The 19,342-nt window shown below is 66.8% G+C and carries 18 protein-coding genes; 13 read left to right on the forward strand and 5 right to left on the reverse strand.

Annotated features, from left to right (window positions below; translation table 11 throughout):
• The first annotated feature begins 58 nt into the window (after nucleotides 1-58).
• Nucleotides 59-874: a carbohydrate ABC transporter permease gene (locus tag CHRYSEO8AT_RS12830; protein ID WP_159850613.1), complete on the forward strand. Its 816-nt coding sequence runs from the start codon at nucleotides 59-61 to the stop codon at nucleotides 872-874.
• A 162-nt stretch (nucleotides 875-1,036) separates the two neighbouring features.
• Nucleotides 1,037-4,249, forward strand: coding sequence for a discoidin domain-containing protein (locus tag CHRYSEO8AT_RS12835; protein ID WP_159850615.1), 3,213 nt, complete (start codon nucleotides 1,037-1,039; stop codon nucleotides 4,247-4,249).
• Between the two features lie 75 nt (nucleotides 4,250-4,324).
• On the opposite strand, the gene CHRYSEO8AT_RS12840 is transcribed toward CHRYSEO8AT_RS12835, so the two are convergent.
• On the reverse strand, nucleotides 4,325-5,413 hold the full coding sequence (locus CHRYSEO8AT_RS12840; RefSeq protein ID WP_159850617.1) for an ABC transporter ATP-binding protein: 1,089 nt from the start codon (nucleotides 5,411-5,413) through the stop codon (nucleotides 4,325-4,327).
• An 88-nt stretch (nucleotides 5,414-5,501) separates the two neighbouring features.
• The gene (locus tag CHRYSEO8AT_RS12845; RefSeq protein ID WP_159850619.1) at nucleotides 5,502-6,149 is read right to left on the reverse strand and encodes a glutathione S-transferase family protein; all 648 of its coding nucleotides are present in this window, start codon (nucleotides 6,147-6,149) and stop codon (nucleotides 5,502-5,504) included.
• Between the two features lie 136 nt (nucleotides 6,150-6,285).
• Between CHRYSEO8AT_RS12845 and CHRYSEO8AT_RS12850 the strand changes: the two genes are divergently transcribed.
• Both CHRYSEO8AT_RS12850 and CHRYSEO8AT_RS12855 read left to right on the forward strand, forming a co-directional pair.
• Nucleotides 6,286-8,904 carry a TonB-dependent receptor domain-containing protein gene (locus CHRYSEO8AT_RS12850; protein WP_159850620.1) on the forward strand — a complete coding sequence of 873 codons (2,619 nt, stop codon included), beginning with the start codon at nucleotides 6,286-6,288 and terminating at the stop codon, nucleotides 8,902-8,904.
• 55 nt (nucleotides 8,905-8,959) lie between these two features.
• On the forward strand, nucleotides 8,960-9,676 hold the full coding sequence (locus tag CHRYSEO8AT_RS12855) for a hypothetical protein (protein WP_159850622.1): 717 nt from the start codon (nucleotides 8,960-8,962) through the stop codon (nucleotides 9,674-9,676).
• A gap of 390 nt (nucleotides 9,677-10,066) precedes the next feature.
• Here CHRYSEO8AT_RS12855 and CHRYSEO8AT_RS12860 read toward each other — a convergent pair whose 3' ends face one another.
• Nucleotides 10,067-10,858, reverse strand: coding sequence for a hypothetical protein (locus CHRYSEO8AT_RS12860; protein WP_236547535.1), 792 nt, complete (start codon nucleotides 10,856-10,858; stop codon nucleotides 10,067-10,069).
• Between the two features lie 205 nt (nucleotides 10,859-11,063).
• On the opposite strand from CHRYSEO8AT_RS12860, the gene CHRYSEO8AT_RS12865 reads away from it, so the two are divergent.
• Nucleotides 11,064-11,411, forward strand: coding sequence for an ArsC family reductase (locus CHRYSEO8AT_RS12865; RefSeq protein WP_159850626.1), 348 nt, complete (start codon nucleotides 11,064-11,066; stop codon nucleotides 11,409-11,411).
• Here CHRYSEO8AT_RS12865 and CHRYSEO8AT_RS12870 read toward each other — a convergent pair.
• Both CHRYSEO8AT_RS12870 and CHRYSEO8AT_RS12875 read right to left on the reverse strand, forming a co-directional pair.
• A complete protein-coding gene (locus CHRYSEO8AT_RS12870) occupies nucleotides 11,404-12,213 on the reverse strand; it encodes an endonuclease/exonuclease/phosphatase family protein (RefSeq protein ID WP_159850628.1) in 810 nt (269 codons plus the stop codon). The two genes, CHRYSEO8AT_RS12865 and CHRYSEO8AT_RS12870, sit on opposite strands and share 8 nt — an antisense overlap.
• Nucleotides 12,214-12,220: 7 nt before the next feature.
• Entirely contained in the window at nucleotides 12,221-12,460 is a 240-nt protein-coding gene (locus tag CHRYSEO8AT_RS12875) for a DUF2188 domain-containing protein (RefSeq protein ID WP_159850630.1), read from the reverse strand.
• A 174-nt stretch (nucleotides 12,461-12,634) separates the two neighbouring features.
• Between CHRYSEO8AT_RS12875 and CHRYSEO8AT_RS12880 the strand changes: the two genes are divergently transcribed.
• From CHRYSEO8AT_RS12880 to CHRYSEO8AT_RS12915, 8 genes are all read left to right on the forward strand, one after another.
• The gene (locus CHRYSEO8AT_RS12880) at nucleotides 12,635-13,024 is read left to right on the forward strand and encodes a DUF6249 domain-containing protein (RefSeq protein WP_159850632.1); all 390 of its coding nucleotides are present in this window, start codon (nucleotides 12,635-12,637) and stop codon (nucleotides 13,022-13,024) included.
• 24 nt (nucleotides 13,025-13,048) lie between these two features.
• The gene (locus CHRYSEO8AT_RS12885) at nucleotides 13,049-13,603 is read left to right on the forward strand and encodes an RNA polymerase sigma factor (protein ID WP_159850634.1); all 555 of its coding nucleotides are present in this window, start codon (nucleotides 13,049-13,051) and stop codon (nucleotides 13,601-13,603) included.
• Entirely contained in the window at nucleotides 13,593-13,994 is a 402-nt protein-coding gene (locus CHRYSEO8AT_RS12890; protein ID WP_159850636.1) for a hypothetical protein, read from the forward strand. The genes CHRYSEO8AT_RS12885 and CHRYSEO8AT_RS12890 overlap by 11 nt, the downstream gene beginning before the upstream one ends.
• Before the next feature lie 59 nt (nucleotides 13,995-14,053).
• Complete coding sequence (panB, locus tag CHRYSEO8AT_RS12895) at nucleotides 14,054-14,890, forward strand: 3-methyl-2-oxobutanoate hydroxymethyltransferase (protein WP_159850638.1); 837 nt, start codon at nucleotides 14,054-14,056, stop codon at nucleotides 14,888-14,890.
• Between the two features lie 79 nt (nucleotides 14,891-14,969).
• Nucleotides 14,970-15,743, forward strand: coding sequence for a tetratricopeptide repeat protein (locus CHRYSEO8AT_RS12900; protein WP_159850640.1), 774 nt, complete (start codon nucleotides 14,970-14,972; stop codon nucleotides 15,741-15,743).
• Between the two features lie 26 nt (nucleotides 15,744-15,769).
• Nucleotides 15,770-17,149: a PQQ-binding-like beta-propeller repeat protein gene (locus CHRYSEO8AT_RS12905; RefSeq protein ID WP_159850642.1), complete on the forward strand. Its 1,380-nt coding sequence runs from the start codon at nucleotides 15,770-15,772 to the stop codon at nucleotides 17,147-17,149.
• A gap of 31 nt (nucleotides 17,150-17,180) precedes the next feature.
• Complete coding sequence (der, locus tag CHRYSEO8AT_RS12910) at nucleotides 17,181-18,803, forward strand: ribosome biogenesis GTPase Der (protein ID WP_159850644.1); 1,623 nt, start codon at nucleotides 17,181-17,183, stop codon at nucleotides 18,801-18,803.
• 4 nt (nucleotides 18,804-18,807) lie between these two features.
• Nucleotides 18,808-19,269 carry an NUDIX hydrolase gene (locus CHRYSEO8AT_RS12915; protein WP_159850646.1) on the forward strand — a complete coding sequence of 154 codons (462 nt, stop codon included), beginning with the start codon at nucleotides 18,808-18,810 and terminating at the stop codon, nucleotides 19,267-19,269.
• Nucleotides 19,270-19,342: the final 73 nt, after the last annotated feature.

The raw sequence follows: 19,342 nt of genomic DNA on the forward strand, positions 1-19,342 counted from the left end.
CACAGGGAGTCTGGATCCTAGGGACAAGCCCTAGGATGACGGGAAGTGAGGAAGGGCTGTGAAACTGCGATCCGTCTTCCTCAACCTCGCCGTCGCTCTCATCGCCTTGGTCGTTCTGTTCCCGCTGGTCTGGATGGTGTCGGTCAGCTTCATGGCGACCGGCGAGGCGGCCGTCTTCCCGCCGCCGCTGCTGCCGTCACATTGGACGCTGGAGCACTACCGCGACCTGTTCCTGAACCAGGGCATGGGGCGGTATCTGTGGAACAGCTTCGCCCTGGCGACACTGGCGACGATCCTGGCGCTCAGCTTCACCGTCCCGGCCGGATACGCCTTCGCCAAACTGAAATTCGCCGGGCGCGAGCGGTTGTTCCAGTTCCTGGTCGCCGCCCTTGTGGTGCCGGCCCAGATCGGCACCCTGCCGCTGTTTTTGATGCTGAAGGGGATGGGGCTGGTGAACACCTATGCCGGGGCGCTGGTGCCATGGCTGGCCTCAATCTTCGGCCTGTTCCTGGTGCGCCAGTATGCGCTGAGCATTCCCGACGAGATGCTGGAGGCCGCCCGGATCGACGGCGCCAGCGAAGGGCAGATCTTCCGCCGCATCGTTCTGCCGACGCTGCAGCCGATCATCGTCACCCTGGGCCTGTTCGTCTTCCTGGGCAGCTGGAATGACTTCCTTTGGCCGTTGATCATCCTGACGGACCAGTCGAACTACACCCTGCCGGTGGCTCTGGCGGCCCTGTCGCGCGAGCATGTGCAGGATATCGAACTGATGATGGCCGGCGCCGTCGTCACGGTCGCGCCCGTGCTGATCCTCTTCCTCGCCCTGCAACGCTACTACATCCGCGGCATGCTCGCGGGCAGCGTGAAGGGCTGAATCTGAAACGACCTACCCCTCAATAATCGTCATCCTCGCCCTTGTGGCGAGGATCCAGACTCCCGGTGGCGGACGTGCGTCCCCCGTTTCGACGGAGTCTCTGGATCCTAGGCACAAGGCCTAGGATGACGATGGGGGGAGAGGCTCATTGGAGTAATCCGAATGCGTATCCTGACCTCCATCCTGGCGCTCAGCGCCGCCTTGATGGCCGCGCCCGCCGTCGCGCAGGAGACGCGCGTGCTCGACAGCATGGACGACGCGGCGCGGTGGGAGGCCAGCGCCTCGACCGACGTTCACGCCGCCGTGTCCGCCGTCGCCGGGCATGATAGACGGGCGGTGCGGCTCGATTACGATTTCGACGGCAAGGCCGGTTATGCGGTGCTCGGTCGGCCGCTGCCGTTCGACCTGCCCGACAACTACGAGATCAGTTTCTGGGTGCGCGGCGCCGGGCCGACCAACACCTTCGAGGTCAAGCTGACGGACGCCTCGGCGGACAATGTCTGGTGGAAGCAGACCGCGCGCTATGACTTCCCCGACGGCTGGACCCGGTTCGTGATCAAGCGCCGCCAGGTGTCCAAGGCCTGGGGGCCCAGCCCCGAAACCATCCTGCGCCGCGCTGAGCGGGTCGAGTTCGTCGTGGTCGCGGCTGACGGCGGCAAGGGTGCGATCGAGATCGATCAATTGACCCTGCGCGCCCTGCCGGTGGATCCGCCGGTCCCGCCTCAGCCGGTCGCTAGCGATGGGCGGGCGCAAACGACCGCCGCCAACGCCGTCGATCTCGATCCGAAAACCGCCTGGACCCCGCCGGTGGGTGAGGCGTCAGCCCTGACGCTGGACCTGGGTTATGAGCGCGAATTCGGCGGCCTGACCCTGCGCTGGGGCGAGCGGGGCGCGGCGGCGGATTATCGGGTTTCGGCCTCGACCGACGGACGAGACTGGCGTGAACTGGTTGCGGTCCAGGGCGGCAACGGCGGTGTCGATTGGTTGCGCACGCCCGAGGCGACGGCGCGTTGGCTGAAGCTGGAGCCGCTGCGGCCCGTTCCGGCGCCGGACGTGGTTGGTTCTTCCGGCGCGGGCCAGCGGCTGGGCGCGACCCAGGCGACGACCTATGCCTTGAACGAGATCGAGGTCGAACCGCTGGCCTTCGGCGCTGACGCCACGGTCTTCGTCGAGGCGGTGGCCAAGGAAAATCGGCGCGGCCTCTATCCGCGCGGCTTCTCCGGCGAGCAATCCTACTGGACCCTGGTCGGGGTCGATGGGGGCGGGGAGAGCGGCCTGATCGGCGAGGACGGCGCCATCGAACTACGCCGCGCCGGACCCAGTATCGAACCCTTCGTGGTCGACAACGGGCGGCTGATCACCTGGGCCGACGTCAGTATCGAACAGGGGCTGAAGGACGGCGATCTGCCGATTCCGTCGGTGACCTGGACCGCCGACGATTGGACGCTGAAGATCACCAGTTTCGCCGACGGCCAGGCCGATCAGGCGCAGCTGTGGGGGCGTTACGACCTGACCAACACCTCCAGCCGGCCGCGCTCCCTGACACTGGCCTTGGCCGCGCGACCGATGCAGGTGAATGCGCCGCGTCAGTTCCTGGCCATTCCCGGGGGCGTCAGCTCGGTCGAGACCATCGCCTGGAACGGCGCGGAACTGAGGCTGAACGACACGGCTCGTGTGCAGCCGCTGACGACGCCCGACCGTGTGGCGTTGGCGACCTTCGACGCCGGCAGCGATCCGCAATCCCTGATCCTGCCGTCCGTGCAACGGCCGGCTGCCGAGGTCATGACGACGACCGACGCCACAGGTCTGGCCGCCGGCGCCTTGACCTATGATGTGACCTTGCAGCCCGGCGAGACCCGCACGGTGGGTTGGGTCTCGCAACTGTCCGGCGAGGATTTGGCGCCCGAGCCGATGGGACAGGCGGCTGCGGTTCTGGACACGGTGGAGACACGGCTGGCCGCCGAATGGCGTGAAAAGCTGGACCGGGTCGAGCTGACCCTGCCGCCCGCCGCCCAACGGATCGAGGACGCGTTGAAATCCTCCCTGGCTCATATGCTGATGTCGCGTCAGGGGCCGATCCTTCAGCCCGGCACCCGCAGCTACAACCGTTCCTGGATCCGTGACGGGGCCATGATGGCCGAGGGCCTGAACCGGCTGGGGATGGCCGAGCATTCGGCCGACTATCTGCGTTGGTACGCTCCCTATGTCTTCGACAACGGTAAGGTGCCGTGTTGCGTCGATGCGCGTGGAGCCGACCCTGTGCCCGAGAACGACAGCCACGGCGAGTTCGTCTTCCTGGCCGCCGAGACCTACCGCTACACCAAAGACGAGGCCCTGCTGCGTCAGGTCTGGCCTCAGGTGCAGAAGGCCATCGCCTATATGGACGAGTTGCGCGCCTCGACCCGGACGGCGGCGTTCCAGACGCCGGACCAGCGCCACCTGTACGGCCTGCTGCCGCCGACGATCAGCCACGAGGGCTATTCGGACAAGGCGGCCTATTCGTATTGGGACGATTTCTGGGGGCTGCTGGGCTACAAGGACGCGGTCTTCATCGCCGAGACTCTTGGCTATGCGGACGCCGCCGCGCGCTATGCGCAGGCGCGCGATCAGTTCTCCGCCGACATCCGCGCCTCCATCGTCGCGACGGCCCAGCATCACGACATCGACTGGATCGCGGGCGCGGCCGACCGGGGCGATTTCGACGCCACCTCGACCACCATCGCCCTGTCGCCGGCGGGCGAGCAGGATAATCTGCCGCCCGAGCTGATGGCGCGAACCTTCCACCGGTATTGGGAAAACTTCCAGAAGCGGTTGACCAATCACACGGCGTGGAAGGACTATACCCCCTACGAATGGCGGCTGGTCGGCGCCTTCGTGCGGCTGGGCCAGAAGGATCAGGCGCTGGAAGTGCTGGACTTCCTGATGGCCGACCGCCGGCCCGAGGCCTGGAACGGCTGGGCCGAGGTCGTGGGGCGCGAGAAGCGCGAGCCGCGCTTTATCGGCGACATGCCGCACGCCTGGATCAGTTCGGACTATATCCGTTCGGCGCTTGACCTGTTCGCCTATGAGCGGGATCGCGACCATGCCCTGGTGCTGGCGGCGGGCGTGCCGGAGGCCTGGCTGGATACGGATGAGGGCGTTGGGGTGCGGGATCTGCGCACCGCCTATGGCCCGCTGACCTATGGCTATCGCAAGGAACGGCAGGGATATGTGCTGACCCTGGGCGACGGGGCGACGCCGCCGGGTGGGTTCGTGTTGCAATGGCCGGCGGGGCAGGGGCGGCCGGAGCGGGTGCGGATCGACGGCCGCGCGGCGACGTGGGCAGGCGACGAACTGATCATTCCGGCGGGTGCGAGGCGGGTGGAGCTGCGCTGACCCCTCACCCTTTCGCGCAAGGACGATCGCTAACGCACTCGTGCGCTCCAGCCTTCTCCCCATGGGAGAGGGTGATCAGAGGCGCTGAAACGCTTTGCCGTTCGCGTCGAACAGGTGCGCCTGTCGGGCGGGCACGTGCAGCGTCAGCCGCTCGCCGGCTTTGGCGCGGAGTTCGCCCGACAGCTGAACCGTCAATGTGTCTTCGGACGCCGGATGCTTCAGGTGCGCCATGGTCGTCGCGCCCAGAGTTTCCACGAACATGACCTCGGCGTTCAGTACGTTGCCGTCGCCGGTCGTGGTCAGGTGTTCGGGGCGGACGCCCAGGGTCACGCCGTCGCCGGGCTTGGCGGCTGCGGCGTCCACGGCGACCCGGATTGTCTCGCCTGCGGATGTCTTCACCGTCGCGCCAGCAGCCGAGGCTTCCACGATCTCGGCGCTCAGCAGATTCATCTTCGGGCTGCCGATGAAGCCGGCGACGAACAGGTTAGCGGGATGGTCGTACAGGTCCATCGGGGCCCCGACCTGTTCGATCCGGCCGCCGTTCAGCACCACGATCCGGTCGGCCAGGGTCATGGCCTCGACCTGGTCGTGGGTGACGTAGATCATGGTGGTCTTCAGTTCGGCGTGCAGCCGCGCGAACTCGTAGCGCATCCGCACCCGCAGGGCCGCGTCCAAGTTGGACAGGGGTTCGTCGAACAGGAAGACCTCGGGCTCGCGCACGATGGCGCGGCCGATGGCGACGCGCTGGCGCTGGCCGCCCGACATGGCCTTGGGCTTGCGGTCCAGATAGTCGGTGATGCTCAGCGCCTCGGCGGCGGCGCGGACGCGGCGGTCGATCTCGCCCTTGTCCGTCTTGGCCAGCTTCAGGCCGAAGGCCATGTTCTCATAGGCCGTCATGTGCGGATAAAGCGCATAAGACTGGAACACCATGGCGATGCCCCGGTCCGACGGCGACAGGTCGTTGACCACGCGGTCGCCAATGAAGATCTGGCCTGTCGTCGCCTCTTCCAGACCCGCGATGGTGCGCAGCAGGGTGGACTTGCCGCAGCCTGATGGGCCGACGAAGACGATGAACTCGCCGTCGGCGATTTCCAGATCGACGCCCTTCAGCACCTCTACGGCGCCGAACGCCTTCTTCACGTCGACCAGACGGACGTTCGCCATGCTTCCTGCTTCCCTGATCCGTTTCTGTTTTGCCGCACCGTAACCGGTTACATCGCAGGATCAATGGCGCGAGACGTCTCAGTCGCGATCAGTCGCGATCTGGCGCGCCGAGCGGGAAATAGTCGCGATAGGGGCGGGCATCGTCCACGCAACGGGCGATGGAAGGGCGCGCCAGCAGCCGAGCGCGATAGGCCTTCAGCGTCTCGAACCGTTCAGGGATCGGGTGGGTCCAGTCGGCGTAGAACAGGGCAGGCGCGGCGGCGCAGTCGGCCAGGCTGAACCCATGATCGGTAGCCCATTCGCGTCCGGCCAGACGCTGATCCAGCCAGGCGTAGGTCGTCTCCAGCATTTTCCGCGCCTCGGCGTCGCCCAACGGGTCGCGGTCGGTCTCGGCGCGCATCGAGTTGAAGACGATCCGGCCCTGGGGCGTCGAGACATAGTTGTCGAACACCCGATCCATCATTCGCACCTCGACGGCGGCTGCGGCGTCGTCGGGGATCAGGCAGATCGGGCCGGGGTAATAGGCTTGCAGATATTCGATGATGGACGAGGATTCGAGCACCGTGGTCTCGCCGTCCTGCAAAACCGGGAACCGCTTGAGAGGCCACAGGGCGAGCAGTTCCGCATTGGCCGACGGGTCTTCCAGCGTGCGGTATTCGAAGGCGATGTCGTTCTCGTAGAAGGCGGTCAACGCCTTCTGACAGAAGGAGGAGAAGGGGTGGGCGTAGAGTTGCATCGCGTCCTCCAGACCGATCGGCCGATTCGACTTTCACCCGCCGACGGCGGGAGTCAATTTGCAAAACTGCAAAATTACGCTTTTGCAAAACGGCGCCGCTGGATAGAAGCCCGCCACAGATCGCGGGGACCACGACATGATGCATCGCAAAATCCTGATGACGACGGCTTCGTTGGCGTGGCTGACCATTGCCGGGGCCGTGCAGGCGCAAGAGGCTTCGCGCGTGGACGACATCGTCGTCACCGGCTCGCGGATCGCGGGCGGTGATCGGATTGCGCCGGTCCAGACGGTAGGTCGCCAGACCATCGCCGCCGCAGGGATGGCTGACGCGTCGCAACTGGTTCGCCTGGTCACCGCCAACTCCGGCTCGGAAGCCCAGGTGGATCAACTGAACCAGCCGCAGAGCTCTGGCACGGCCCAGTTCAACCTGCGTAATCTGGGCCTGGGTTCGACGCTGGTGCTGGTGGACGGTCAGCGCTGGACCAACAGCGCCGTGGTTGCGACGGACGGTTCGGGCTTCGTCGATATCAACTCGCTCGTGCCCATGATCGCGCTGCAGCGGGTCGAGGTCGTCAAGGACGGCGCCTCGGCCGTCTATGGCTCGGACGCGGTGGCGGGCGTGGTGAACTTCATCACCCGGCGCGGTGTGGACCGGCCCGAGGTCAGCGCCAAATACGCCGTCGCCGACGGGTCGGAAGAGAGCGTGATCGAGGCTATCGGCGGGCTGAAACTGCTGGGCGGCGACCTGACGCTGGCGGCTTCGCATTTCCATCGTTCGGCTCTGGGATCGGACGAGCGGGACTTCACCCAGGCCGAACGCTATGGCCGCGCCGCCTGGACCGCCGTGACCAGCTATGGCCAGCCGGGATCCTATTTCCGGCCCAGCCGCAACGGGTTCTCGCCCGACCCGGCGTGCGGCAATCCGGCGTTCGCCAGCGCTTATCTGAACGCGCCGACCGACACGTTCTGCCGGCTGGACTATTCCGACTTCTTCGACCTGACGCCGGAGGAGACGCGGACGCAGCTGTTCGCCGGCTATCGTCGGCCTGTGGGCGACATGACCCTGTCGCTGCAAGGCGCCTGGTCGGCGACGAACACCATCGCACGCCAGTCGCCGTCGCTGCCGATCCTGGCGCGGTCGCTGACGGTGCCGGCGTCGCATCCTGACAATCCGTTCGGTGAGGCGGTCCTGTTCCGGGGGCGTCTGCTGGGCGCCGAGGTGGGGGCGTCGCAGGCCGACTTCGACTATCACACTTGGCGCATCGCCGGCGGTCTGGACGGGCGTTTCGCCAACAGCTGGACCTGGAACCTGAGCGCGACCAGCAGCCGTCAGCACGTCGCCTATGACAAGCCCGACACCATCGGCAGCGCCCTGCAGAACGCCCTGAACGGCCTTGGCGGAGCCGGCTGCAACCCGGCGACCGGCGCGCCCGGCGTCGGCGCCTGCCAGTATTTCAACCCGTTCGGCAGCGCCTATCTGGGGACCGGCACGGCCAACAGCGCCGCGTTGATCGACAGCCTGATCGGCTCGACCGGCCTGCGGGGCGCCTCGACCCTGACGACCGCAGACGCCTCGACCAGCGGCGAGGCCTTCGCCTGGAACGGCGGGTCGGTCGATGTCGCGGTCGGCGCCCAGTATCGCCGCAGCGCCTTCCGTCACGACTGGAGCGATCTGGTCAATGCGGGCGACCTGCTGACGGCGGGCGTGTCGCCCGACTTCGAGGGCGATCAGGAGGCGCTGGCTGCCTTCGCCGAGGCGCGCCTCCATTTGGGCGACCGGATCGAGGCGCAGCTGGCCGGGCGCTACGAATCCTATGACGGCGACGAGGGCCGGTTCAGCCCGAAGGCCGCCGTCCGCTGGGACATCAGCGACGCCTTGGCCCTGCGCGCCTCTTGGGGACAGGGGTTCCGCGCCCCGTCGGTCTACGCCCAGTCCGGCGCCCAGGCGTCGCAGCCGTCGGTGTTCCACCGGGGCGCCTTCGTCTTCGTCAACACCCTGACCTCGGGCCGGGCCGATCTGAAGCCCGAGAAGTCCGAGAGCCTCAGCCTGGGCGCGCTGTGGAAACCGATCGCCGGGCTGGAGCTGGGCCTGGACGCCTGGCGGTTCGACTATACGGACCAGGTGGTCAAGGAATCGGCGCAGGCCATCATCGATCAGGCGGCGGCGGATATGGCGGCGGGCCGGAGCGGCACGGACGCGCAGGGCCGAATCACCCGCTCACCCAGCGGCGCCCTGACCTTCGTCCAGCTCTATTTCATCAACGCCTCGTCGATCGAGACGCAAGGGCTGGATTTGTCGGCCAGCTATCGCCACGGCCTTTGGGGCGGGGAGGCGTCGGCCTCGGCGACCTGGACCTATGTGGACGCCTATGACATCCGGCTGAATGCGTCAGCGGCGGAAGTTTCCGGTGTCGGCTCAACCAATCTGAACAACATCGGCCGGTCCCTGCCGCGCAATCGCGGGGAGTTCGCCCTGGGCTGGAGCGGCGGGGCGAACGCCGTCACCGCGCTGGTTCATTACACGGATGGATACGCCAACGACCGCAGCGGGATCACGGACGCCAGCATCGCCAGCCAGACGACGGTCGATCTGCTCTACAGCCGCTCCCTCGGCGCCGATCTCGATCTGGCGGTCGGGGTGGTGAATGTCGCCGACAAGGCGCCGCCGCTGGCGCAGTTCGCCCTGGGTTACGATCCGGTCGTGGCGGATCCGCGCGGGCGGGTGTTCAGCGTCGGCCTGACGAAGCGGTTCTGATCGTCGGCTTGCACGGTCAACCGGGCGGTGTATGCATCCCCCTGGGGAGAATCCGATGACCGACGGCGAGACGACGCGCAAACAGGCGATCCGGGACCTTTCCGAGGATACGCTGGGCTTCGGCGGGGTCGAGGTGCGCACGGCGCGCGACCTGCTGGTCCGCCCGCGCCTGGTGCTTCAGGCCTGGATGATCGAGGGGCCGACCGGGGGCGGGCGCTACGCCAAGCCGTTGAAGCTGTATCTGACGCTGAACGCGATCATCATGCTGATCGTTTTTCTCAAGGGCGGGCTGAGCGGCTATCTGGACAGCATGCCGGCGGAGATGCTGAACCCCCTGTTGGAACAGGCCGGCAAGTCGCGCGACGCCTTCATGGCGGACGCCGACGGATGGATGTCCTTCCTGACCATACCGGTGATGGCGCCGCTCTACGCCCTGGCGGCCATGCCGCTGTTTCGATTGTGGGACGCCGAAGACCTGGGCCTGCGCCGGGGGTTCCGGGCGTCCTTCGCCTATCTGAACGCCTGGACCGTGCCGATGCTGCCGCTGTCCTGGTTCGTGTTCGGGAAGGGGCCGGCCGCCCTGATCGCCAGCCTGCTGATGGCCGTGCTGGGCTTCGCCGCCTTCCTGCGCATGGGGCGGGGACGGTGGTATCGCGGCGTCTTGCCGGGTGTCGGTAAGGCCCTGATCCTGTTCGCGGCGATAGGCCTGTCGGGGGCCTTGGGGACGGTCATAGTGATCGTGATCGGTGTGATCGCCGGGGTGGCGGCCTAGGCGGACCACCCCGAAAAACAGGGTGCAATCTGTGCACTTCGTCTGAAATCGGCGGCGGACGAAATTGCACTGCACCCCGGAAATGAGTGCAAAGTGCAAGACAGTGCAATTTGCGAGCGCCCGAATTTCAAAGATCGTCCGACATCATACTGCACGTCGCGGCCTGTATGGTCGATTGACGCTGATGGCGGTCAGGTCGCTGTAAATGCCGAAGATTTTTCGGTCGGATAGGATGGCCGGCTTGGAGCGGCTTCGGCGGATGCTTAAGTTTAGCCTGAACCGATCGTGGCCGTGAGGCCAAAAAGCGGCTGTCGCCGTCTCCCGTTAGGGGGCGGATATTGGCGCCGGCTAAGGTCCTATCCTGCGCCCAGAAATGATCTGGCGACCGAGTCAGTGACGGATTATCATCGCCGACCGAAGCCGCACGGTTTCAACCTGCTTATCGCCGGTCAAGGTCACGATCCAAGACCTGGCCCCGTGCCCCGAGATGTCGAACTCGACCTCGGCGGCGTTCCAATTCCGGGGCGCGTCCGTTTGCACGAACAACCGAGGTCCCGGCGGCGTCGAGGCGTCGCGCGGCGGCAAGGGGCGGCTTGGTTGAACCCTCAACAGCTTGTCCAAGGGCAGCTCCGCCAGGACCCGCCTCGGATCGTCACAGGCCGTGGCCGACTCTTGCGGATCACACTCGACGGCGAACGGCAGCTCATCCGTCCCAGCCGCCAGCCGCATTGCCTCGGTCAGTCGGCCGAGTGTCCCCAACTGGCCGTCCATTTGCCCCTCGGACCCGCCGATATAGCCGGTCAACTCGGCGCACCGCGCCTCAGTCGCCGGCTCGGGATAAGACGGCCCATACTGCATCCCCGAGCTCAGATCGCTGACCGTCAACATGGTCTCCGGATTGTCGGGATTGCCGGGCGCGCTTGGATCGCCGGCCGAGACCACATGCACCCGCCGGGCGCAGATTCCGTCTCGCTCGGGCTGGGACTTTTCCCAGAACAGCGCCCGGTAGACCTGCCCCGGGACCCAATAGCGTCTCACCCATCCGCCGGTGATCCGCTCCGCCGTCTCAGGTGGCAGCACCTTCGGCGCCAGCACCAGAGGATCGGCTTGTTTAACCTCCGCCAGCGGCAGGGTCCGCTCAGGCTCTTGCGCTGCGAGGACCATCGCGAACAGCAGTTCCATCATAACGCGCGCACTCCTAGATTGTGCGTCACTATAGCTTCAGCTGGCCGCTAAGGCGACCAATCAACCGGCCAGTGAAGGCGCTTGCCGAGCGCTTAATGAAGCAATCTGCACGCCCCGTCATGGATCGATTGCATGTGACGTCCGCAAAGGGTCGATTTGCGCTAAGGGCTCCCCAACACAAACCGACCTCCGCCGAGGAACAATGACCTACACCCTATACGGCATTCCCAACTGCGACACGGTCAAGAAGGCGCGGGTCTGGCTGGAGCAGCAGGGGGTCGAGTATGTCTTCCATGACTATAAGAAGGCCGGGGCCGATGCGGGGCTGCTGGGGCTGTGGATCGACGAGCATGGGTGGGAGACGGTGCTGAACCGGGCCGGGACGACGTTCAAGAAGCTGCCGGATGCGGACAAGGCGGGCATCGACAAGGCCAAGGCGATCGCGCTGATGTTGGCGCAGCCGTCGATGATCAAGCGGCCGGTGCTGGACCTGGGGGATCGGCGGCTGGTGGGGTTCAAGCCCGAGGTCTATGCCGCCGCGCTCACTTGAGCAGGACGGTCGCGGCGACGCCGAAGTGGTCGGAGGGGTATTCGCCATTGGTCGGCGTGTCGCCGAAGATGTGGGCCTCGACGGGGGTGAAGAACTCCGGCTCGACGAAGATGTGGTCGATGACGCGGTCGGGGTGACCCTTGGCCGGGTTCAGGGTGGTGGCGACCGAGCCGCGGGGCAGGGCGCTGAGGAAGCGCGGGCCGGTCAGGGTCGCCAGGCCTGAATCCTCCTGGGTCGCATTGAAGTCGCCCATGACGATCAGCGGCACGCCCTCCTGCGGCAGCCAGCTGAGCAGGGACGAGATCTGACGCGCGCGCACCGGGCCGGCATCGGGCTGCCAGGCCAGGTGGGTGACGACGACATCGACCGGGCGTCCCTTAACCGAAACCCGAAGACGGAGCGTGGTGCGGAAGTCGTCCAGCGGCTCCAGCTTGATCGAATCCTCGGCCAGCACCGGCAGGCGGGTCAGCAGGGCGTTGCCGTATCGGCGCGGCGCCCCCTCCGGGTCGGTCGAGACGAAGGCGACGTGATAGCCGCCCAGCTCGCGCGCCAGCATGCGGGCCTGGTTCTCCAGCCCGACATCGGCGTCCTCCAGCACTTCCTGAAGGGCGATGACGTCGGCGTCCTGGGCCTTCAGCGCCGCGATCAGCAGCGGGCGGCGGGCGGTCCAGTCGCCGAGATTATGCCAGATGTTGAAGGTGACGAGCCTTAGCCCGGCGGTGGTGTGGGCCGCCGGGGTCGTGGCGCAGGCCGCCAGCGGCGCGAAGGCGGCGGCGGCCAGCAGGGTGCGGCGCTGGATCACGCCGTGGTCAGCCCTCGACGTCCGTGCTGGGGCGGTCGTGGCCGTCGGCGCTCTCGGTCACCCACTTGCCGTCGGCGGTCTCGTATTCGATGGCGGCGGTCTCGTCGGGCACCCGCTGCTCGCGCGCGACGCGGACGGCGGCCGCCTTGGCGTCGTCATGGGTGGCGAAGGTCTCGGAATAGGTGCCGCCGGACGTATAGGCCCAGCCGCCGTCGTGTTCGACGATGCGATAGGTGACATGGGCCATGGGACGCGCTCCTGAGGTTGATGATCGGACCCTAGACCGAACAGGCGGCGGCTGGAACGGCGACCTTACGAAGATTTCACGTAACAAAGCGCATCCGTGGACGCATCCCGCAGCCTCTTGTGATCAGAAGGCCGCCGCATCAGGCTGCTGCAGGATCACAGAAGAGATTACACCATGACCCCTGTCGTCGTCGTTTTCATCATTTTCGCCTCGATCGTGGCCGTCATTATTGGCCCGTCGTTCCTGAAGAACCGCGAGCGTCGCGAGATGCAGCTGACCGTTCGTCACGCAGTGGACAAGGGTCAGACGCTACCGCCAGAGCTGATCGACGCCATGACCAAGGATGTTCAGAAAGGACTGCCATCGCGAACCAAGGACATGCGCAAGGGCGTGCTCAGCCTGGCAAGCGGTGTGGGCATCGCCGGGTTCGCGCTCACGGTTGGCGGTTTCACCAGTCAGTGGGGTGGAAACGGCGAGGGGCCTCTGCTGGGCCTGGCCTGCATTCCGGCCGCCATCGGCGTCGCCTTCATCATCCTGGGCTTCTTCAACCCGAACAAAGACTGACGTCCGCCGGAAGGGGGAAACGTCATGATCAAAACACTCAGAGACTTCCACGATGTCGAGCTGGCCGCCCAGGCGGCGGCAGGCGGGCGGCGTGAGTATGGCGAACTGGTCCGTCGGCACGGGTCGGCGGTGCGGGGGCTGCTGCGACGGATGGGGGCCACGCCGTCCCTGTCCGACGACGTGGCGCAGGACGCCTTCCTGCAAGGGTTCCAGCGCTGCTCGGAGTTTCGCGGGCAGGGGACTTTTGCGGGCTGGATCAAGAAGATCGCCGCGCGGCTCTATCTGAAGCGAGTCGCCAAGGAGGCCCGCTATGTCGCCGAGGTCGAGACGGATCAGGCGGATGTCGTGGTCGATCGCGGCGGCCTGATGGATCTGGACGAGGCGCTGAAGACGCTCAACGAGACCGAGCGGGTGTGCGTGTCCCTGTGCCACGGCGCGGGGATGTCACATCCCGAAATCGCGGCGGCCATGAATTTGCCGCTCGGAACGGTGAAATCCCATGTCAAACGTGGTCTGGATAAACTTCGCGCGCGGCTTCAACCGGCGCAGGGCGACGGGAGGTCGATCCATGTCGGCTGATGAATTCGATCCCGCGATCGAGCGGTTGTTCGCGCAAAGCCCGCGACTGGCCGACGAGGTCCTGTTCCTTGCGACGTTGCAGGCGCGGATGGAGAAGCGGTCGCGCTGGCGGGTGTTGGCGTTGACGGCGGCCGGGCTGGTCGGCGGCGTGCTGGCGATTCGCGAGGGCCTCACCGTGAACTTCGCCTCAGGCGGCGAGACGACGCTGGACCAGGGACTGCGCGCGGCGGCGGCGACGGCGCAGGGTGCGGCCCAATCGGGACTGGACGGGTTGGGTGTGGGCTCGGTCGATCTGTCCAGCGGCACGGGCGTTCTGGCCTTCTGGATCGTGGCCGGGGCCATGGCTGCGGTGCTGGCGGCGGGTGCGGCGCGGTTGTCGCAGGACGTGTGAAGGTGACTTCGCCGGCGGGTGGGCCTATCTGAACCGCGTTCAGACAGGAGGCCCGCCGGATGTCCATTCAAACCCAGGAGACCGTGAAGCGGATCTCCGTGCCCGATATCGCGGGTCGCAAGGGCGGCGAGCCCATCGTCTGCCTGACCGCCTATGACGCGCCGATGGCGGCCTTGCTGGACCCGCACTGCGACGTGCTGCTAGTCGGCGACAGCCTGGGGATGGCGGTTCACGGCCTGCCCAATACGGTGGGCGTCACCTTGGAGATGATGATCCTGCACGGGCAGGCGGTCATGCGGGGCGCCAAGCGGGCCATGGTGGTCGTGGACATGCCGTTCGGCTCGTACGAGGGCGGCAAGGAGGTGGCCTACGCCAACTGCGTGCGGGTGATGCAGGAAACGGGCGCCCAGGCGGTGAAGCTGGAGACCAGCATCGAACTGGCCGAGATCGTCGCCTTCCTGGTCAAGCGCGGCATTCCGGTCATGGGCCACGTCGGTCTGCGGCCCCAGGCGATCCTGGCCGAGGGCGGCTTCAAGGCCAAGGGTCGCACCGACTACGAGCGTGAACGGGTCATGGCCGAGGCCAAGGCCACGGCAGAGGCGGGCGCCTTCTGCATCGTCATCGAAGGCGTCGCCGAATCGCTGGCGCGCGAGATCACCGAAACGATCGACACCCCGACCATAGGCATCGGCGCCTCGGCGGCCTGCGACGGTCAGGTGCTGGTGATCAACGACATGCTGGGCATGTTCGACTGGACGCCGCGGTTCGTGCGGAAATACGCCGATCTGCGCACAGAGATCGACCGCGCGGCCGCCGCTTTCGCCGCCGATGTGAAAACCCGCCGTTTTCCTGCCGAAGTCGAGACCTACTTCTCGAAAAAGCCGGCTTCGCAGTAACGGACGACGTTGCGGGCGAGGTGCCGACCTTCTAGGGTCCGCGCCGGTTTGCTTTTAGCGATTTTGGGGCGACGTTTCAGTGGTTGATGTCTTCGAGCAGGTCGAGGAGGAGCTTCGCTCCGAAAAGGTGAAGCGTCTGGCCAAGACCTGGCTGCCCGTTTTCGGCGTGGTGCTGGTTGTCGCCCTGATCGGCGCGCTTGGCTGGTGGGGCTGGGACAGCCTGAACACGAACAAGGCCGGCAAGGGCGCAGAGGCCTATGATCGCGGCATGGAGGCCCTGAGGGCCGACAAGCCGATGGACGCCCGCGCCGCCTTCGAGGAAGCGGTCAAGGAAGGCAACGGGGCCTACAAGGTCCTGGCCCTGCAACAGCAGGCCGGCTTGGCCGTCAGCGCCAACAAGTTCCCCGACGCCGTCCGCCTGTTCGACGAAGCCGCCAAGGCCTCCAGCGATCCGCTGCTGTCGGATCCGCCTGCGCTGAAGGCCGCCTTCCTGATCATGGACACCGCGCCCCTGGCCGATATCGAGGCCCGCCTGACGCCGCTGGCCGAGGATGACCGTCCGCTGCACGCCTTCGCCCAGGAAGCCCTGGCCCTGGCGCGCCTCCAACACGGCAAGACCAAGGAGGCCCGCGAGGCCTTCGTCCTGCTGCAACTGGGTCAGGATGTGCCGGACTCGATCCGTCAGCGCGCCCAGATCGCCGTGGAATCCATCGACGCCGGCACCGCAGCCGCGATCAAACCCATCATCGACGCCGCCGCCAAGGCCACGCCGCCGGCGCCCGGCGCCGCGAATGCGATGACCCCTTCGGCGCCTGCTGCGGCGGCTCCCGCCGCTGCGCCGGCTGCCCAATAGTGACGACCCCTTACAGGACGCCCCAGATGAACCGAGTTCTGAAAGTCGCGCTGATCTGCGGCGTCGCCGTGACGGTCGCGTCCTGCGGCACCGTGCGCCGCAACCTGCCGTTCGGCCTGGGCGGCAAGGAAGAGGTTGGCGCGACAGCCTCGGCCGGGCAGCGGATTTCGGTGCTGGAGTTCGAACAGAGCCTGACGCCGTCGGCCGCCCTGTCGGGCCGCGACTTCTTCCTGCCCGGTCCCCAGGCGATCACGGCCTGGACCCAGCCTGGCGGCACGTCCGAGAACCTGGTCGAGCACGTCATCGCCGCGCCGAACTTCCAGATCGCCTGGAAGCGTAACATCGGCGAGGGTTCGGCCCACGTCGGCAACGTCATGGCGCCCATTGTGGCCGCCGACGGCAAGATTTTCGTGCTGGACGGCGAATCGACCGTTTCGGCCGTGTCGGCCGACACCGGCGAAGTCCTGTGGAAGGCCAACGTCAAGAACGCTGACCGTGATCGCAACGGCGGCTTCGGCGGCGGTGTCGCCGTGGGCGGCGGTAAGGTGTTCGTCTCCTCGGGCTATCGTTCGATGTCGGCGCTGGACGCCAACACCGGCGCGGTGGTCTGGACCCAGCAGGTGGACGCCCCGATCCATGGCGCCCCGACCGTGTCGGGCAACCGCGTCTTCGTGGTCGATGTGGACAGCCAGTTGTTCGCCTTCGACGCCGCGACCGGCGCCCAGGACTGGACCTATCGCGGCATCGCCGAGCCGGCGCGCGTCATGCGCGCCTCCAGCCCGGCCGTCAGCGGCAACACCGTCGTCGCGCCCTTCGCATCCGGCCAACTGGTCGCGCTGAGCGCCCTGAACGGTCAGGCCGTGTGGGAAGAAACCCTGTCGCGCACCAGCCGCACCAGCGCCCTGTCCGAGGTTCGCGACGTGGCGGGCCGTCCGGTCATCAGCCGCGGCATGGTCTATGGCGTCAGCCACTCCGGCGTGCTGTCGGCGCTGGACCTGCGTTCGGGCCAGGCCAAGTGGCAGCTGCCGGTGACGGGCGTGAATGCGCCCCTGCCGGTCGGCGACGCCGTCTACGTGGTGTCCAAGTCGGGTCAGCTGATCACCGTCAACCGCGACACGGGCCAGATCTACTGGACCCGCGAGCTGAACGAGGGACGCGTCCGCAAGGAAGGCGGCTTCTTCGGCCTGTTCGACCGTGAACTGACGCCGCAATGGTCGGGGCCGCTGCTGGCCTCCAACCGCCTGGTGATGGTCAATTCCTTCGGCGAGGCCGTGGCCTTCGATCCCAAGACTGGCGCCGCGCAGACGACCTTGAAGCTGGGTGCGCCCGCCTATATCGCGCCTGCCGCTTACAACGGCGCCCTGTACGTGCTGACCGATAATGGTCAGCTGATCTGCATCCGCTGATTTTCAGCCCGAACTAAGCTAGAAAGCCGACATGGCTCTGAAGGTCGCCATCGTCGGCCGCCCCAATGTGGGCAAATCGACACTGTTCAACCGCCTCGTCGGCAAGCGCCTCGCGCTGGTCGACGATCGCCCCGGCGTGACCCGCGACCGGCGCTATGCCGACGGCAACATCGGCGACATGGATCTGACGCTGATCGATACGGCCGGCTACGAGGATGTCACCGACGACAGCCTGGAAGCCCGGATGCGCGAGCAGACCGAGGCGGCGCTGGACGACGCCGAACTGGTCATGTTCATGATGGACGCCCGCGAAGGCGTCACCTCGCTGGACCGGATCTTCGCCGAGCGCCTGCGCAAGGTGCACAAGCCGATCATCCTGCTGGCCAACAAGTCCGAGAGCCGCGAGAGCGGCGGCGGCGTCGGCGAGGCGCACGCCCTGGGCTTCGGCGAGCCCGTCGCCATCTCCGCCGAGCACGGCGAGGGCATGGCCGACCTGTACAAGGCCATCCGCGCGGCGTCCGAGGACATCTTCGTCGAAGAGATCGACGAGCCGGACAAGCCGATCCGCATCGCCGTCATCGGCCGTCCGAACGCGGGCAAGTCCACCCTGATCAACCGCTTGATCGGCGACGACCGTCTGCTGACGGGGCCGGAAGCGGGCATCACCCGCGACTCCATCTCGGTCGACTGGGTGTTCGAGGGCAAGAACATCCGCCTGGTCGACACGGCCGGGATGCGTCGCAAGGCGCGGGTGCAGGAGAAGCTGGAGAAGCTGTCGGTCGCCGACACCATCCGGGCCATCACCTTCGCCGAAGTCGTCATCTTGATGATGGACAAGGACGACGCCTTCGACACCCAGGACCTGCAACTGGCGGACCTGGTCGAGCGCGAAGGCCGCGCCCTGGTCTATGTCGCGTCCAAATGGGACCTGGAAGAAGAGCCCCAGGCCCGCATGGCCAAGCTGAAGGGCATGGCCGAGGACAAGCTGCCCCAGCTGAAGGGTTCGCCCTTCGTCGTGCTGTCGTCGCACTCGGGCCGGGGCGTCGAACGCCTGATGCCCGCGGTGCTTCAGGCCTATGACACCTGGTCGGTCAAGGTGAAGACCAAGGACCTGAACACCTGGCTGTCCATGGCCACCCAGCGGCACCCGCCCCCCGCCGTGGATGGAAAGCGCATCAAGCCGAAATACATCGCCCAGACCAAGGCCCGTCCGCCGACCTTCGTGCTGATGGCCAACCGGGCCGAGTCGATGCCCGAGCATTACAAGCGCTATCTGGTCAACTCGATCCGCGAGAGCTTCGACCTGCCGGGCACGCCGATCCGCCTGAACGTCAAGTCCAGCGGCGTGAACCCCTATGCCGAGGGCGGCGCCAAGTCGGGGCCGGAACGCTACAAGGGCGACGCCAAGACCGCGCCGCGCCGCGTGATCAAGAAGGCCGAGAAGGAAGAGGCGCTGTCCAAACTGCCCGGCAAGGCGCTGGAGCAGAAGAAGACTCGCAAGGCCCAGCCCAAGATATTGGCCGGGCTGAAATCCAGCGCCTCCAAGAAGGCCGGCTCGTCCATCGCGGTCCAGAAGGGCGCCCGTGGCGGCGCCCGTCAGGTCTCGCGCTCCGGCCGGATTCGTACGGGCCAAAAGGGCGGCGCCAAGAAGTGATGGCGTGACCGAGGTCGCGCCCGTCCTTCCCGACCGGCCGACCTCGCGGTGGCTGATCCTGGACGGGCAGGGGCGGGTGCTGCTGTTGCATTTCGTCTTCTCCCAGGGGCCTCTGGCCGGCACGGCCTTCTGGGCCACGCCCGGCGGCGGCTGCGAACCGGGCGAGACCTATGAGGACGCCGCCCGTCGCGAACTGTTCGAGGAGACGGGCCTGGTCGTCGCCGATCCCGGCCCGCAGGTCGCCCAGGTCCGCGTCAGTTTCCGCCTGCCCGACGGCCGCATGGCCGATGTGGATCAGCGGTTCTTCCTGCTGCGCACGGAGGCTTTCGACCTGTCGTCCGCCGGCTGGACCGATGAGGAGCGGGACGTCCTTGTGGCGCATCGCTGGTGGAGCCTCGCCGACATCCGCGCTTCGACCGAGACGATCTGGCCGGCGGAACTGGCGGATCTGCTGTCGAGTCTCTGAACCGTCGGTCCCCAGCGTTTCGAGACCGATTTTCGCTCGCAAACATACCGCTTGCTCGTCCATTGAAAGCGGC

The sequence above is a fragment of the Brevundimonas sp. G8 genome, assembly GCF_902506205.1.
Taxonomy (GTDB): domain Bacteria; phylum Pseudomonadota; class Alphaproteobacteria; order Caulobacterales; family Caulobacteraceae; genus Brevundimonas.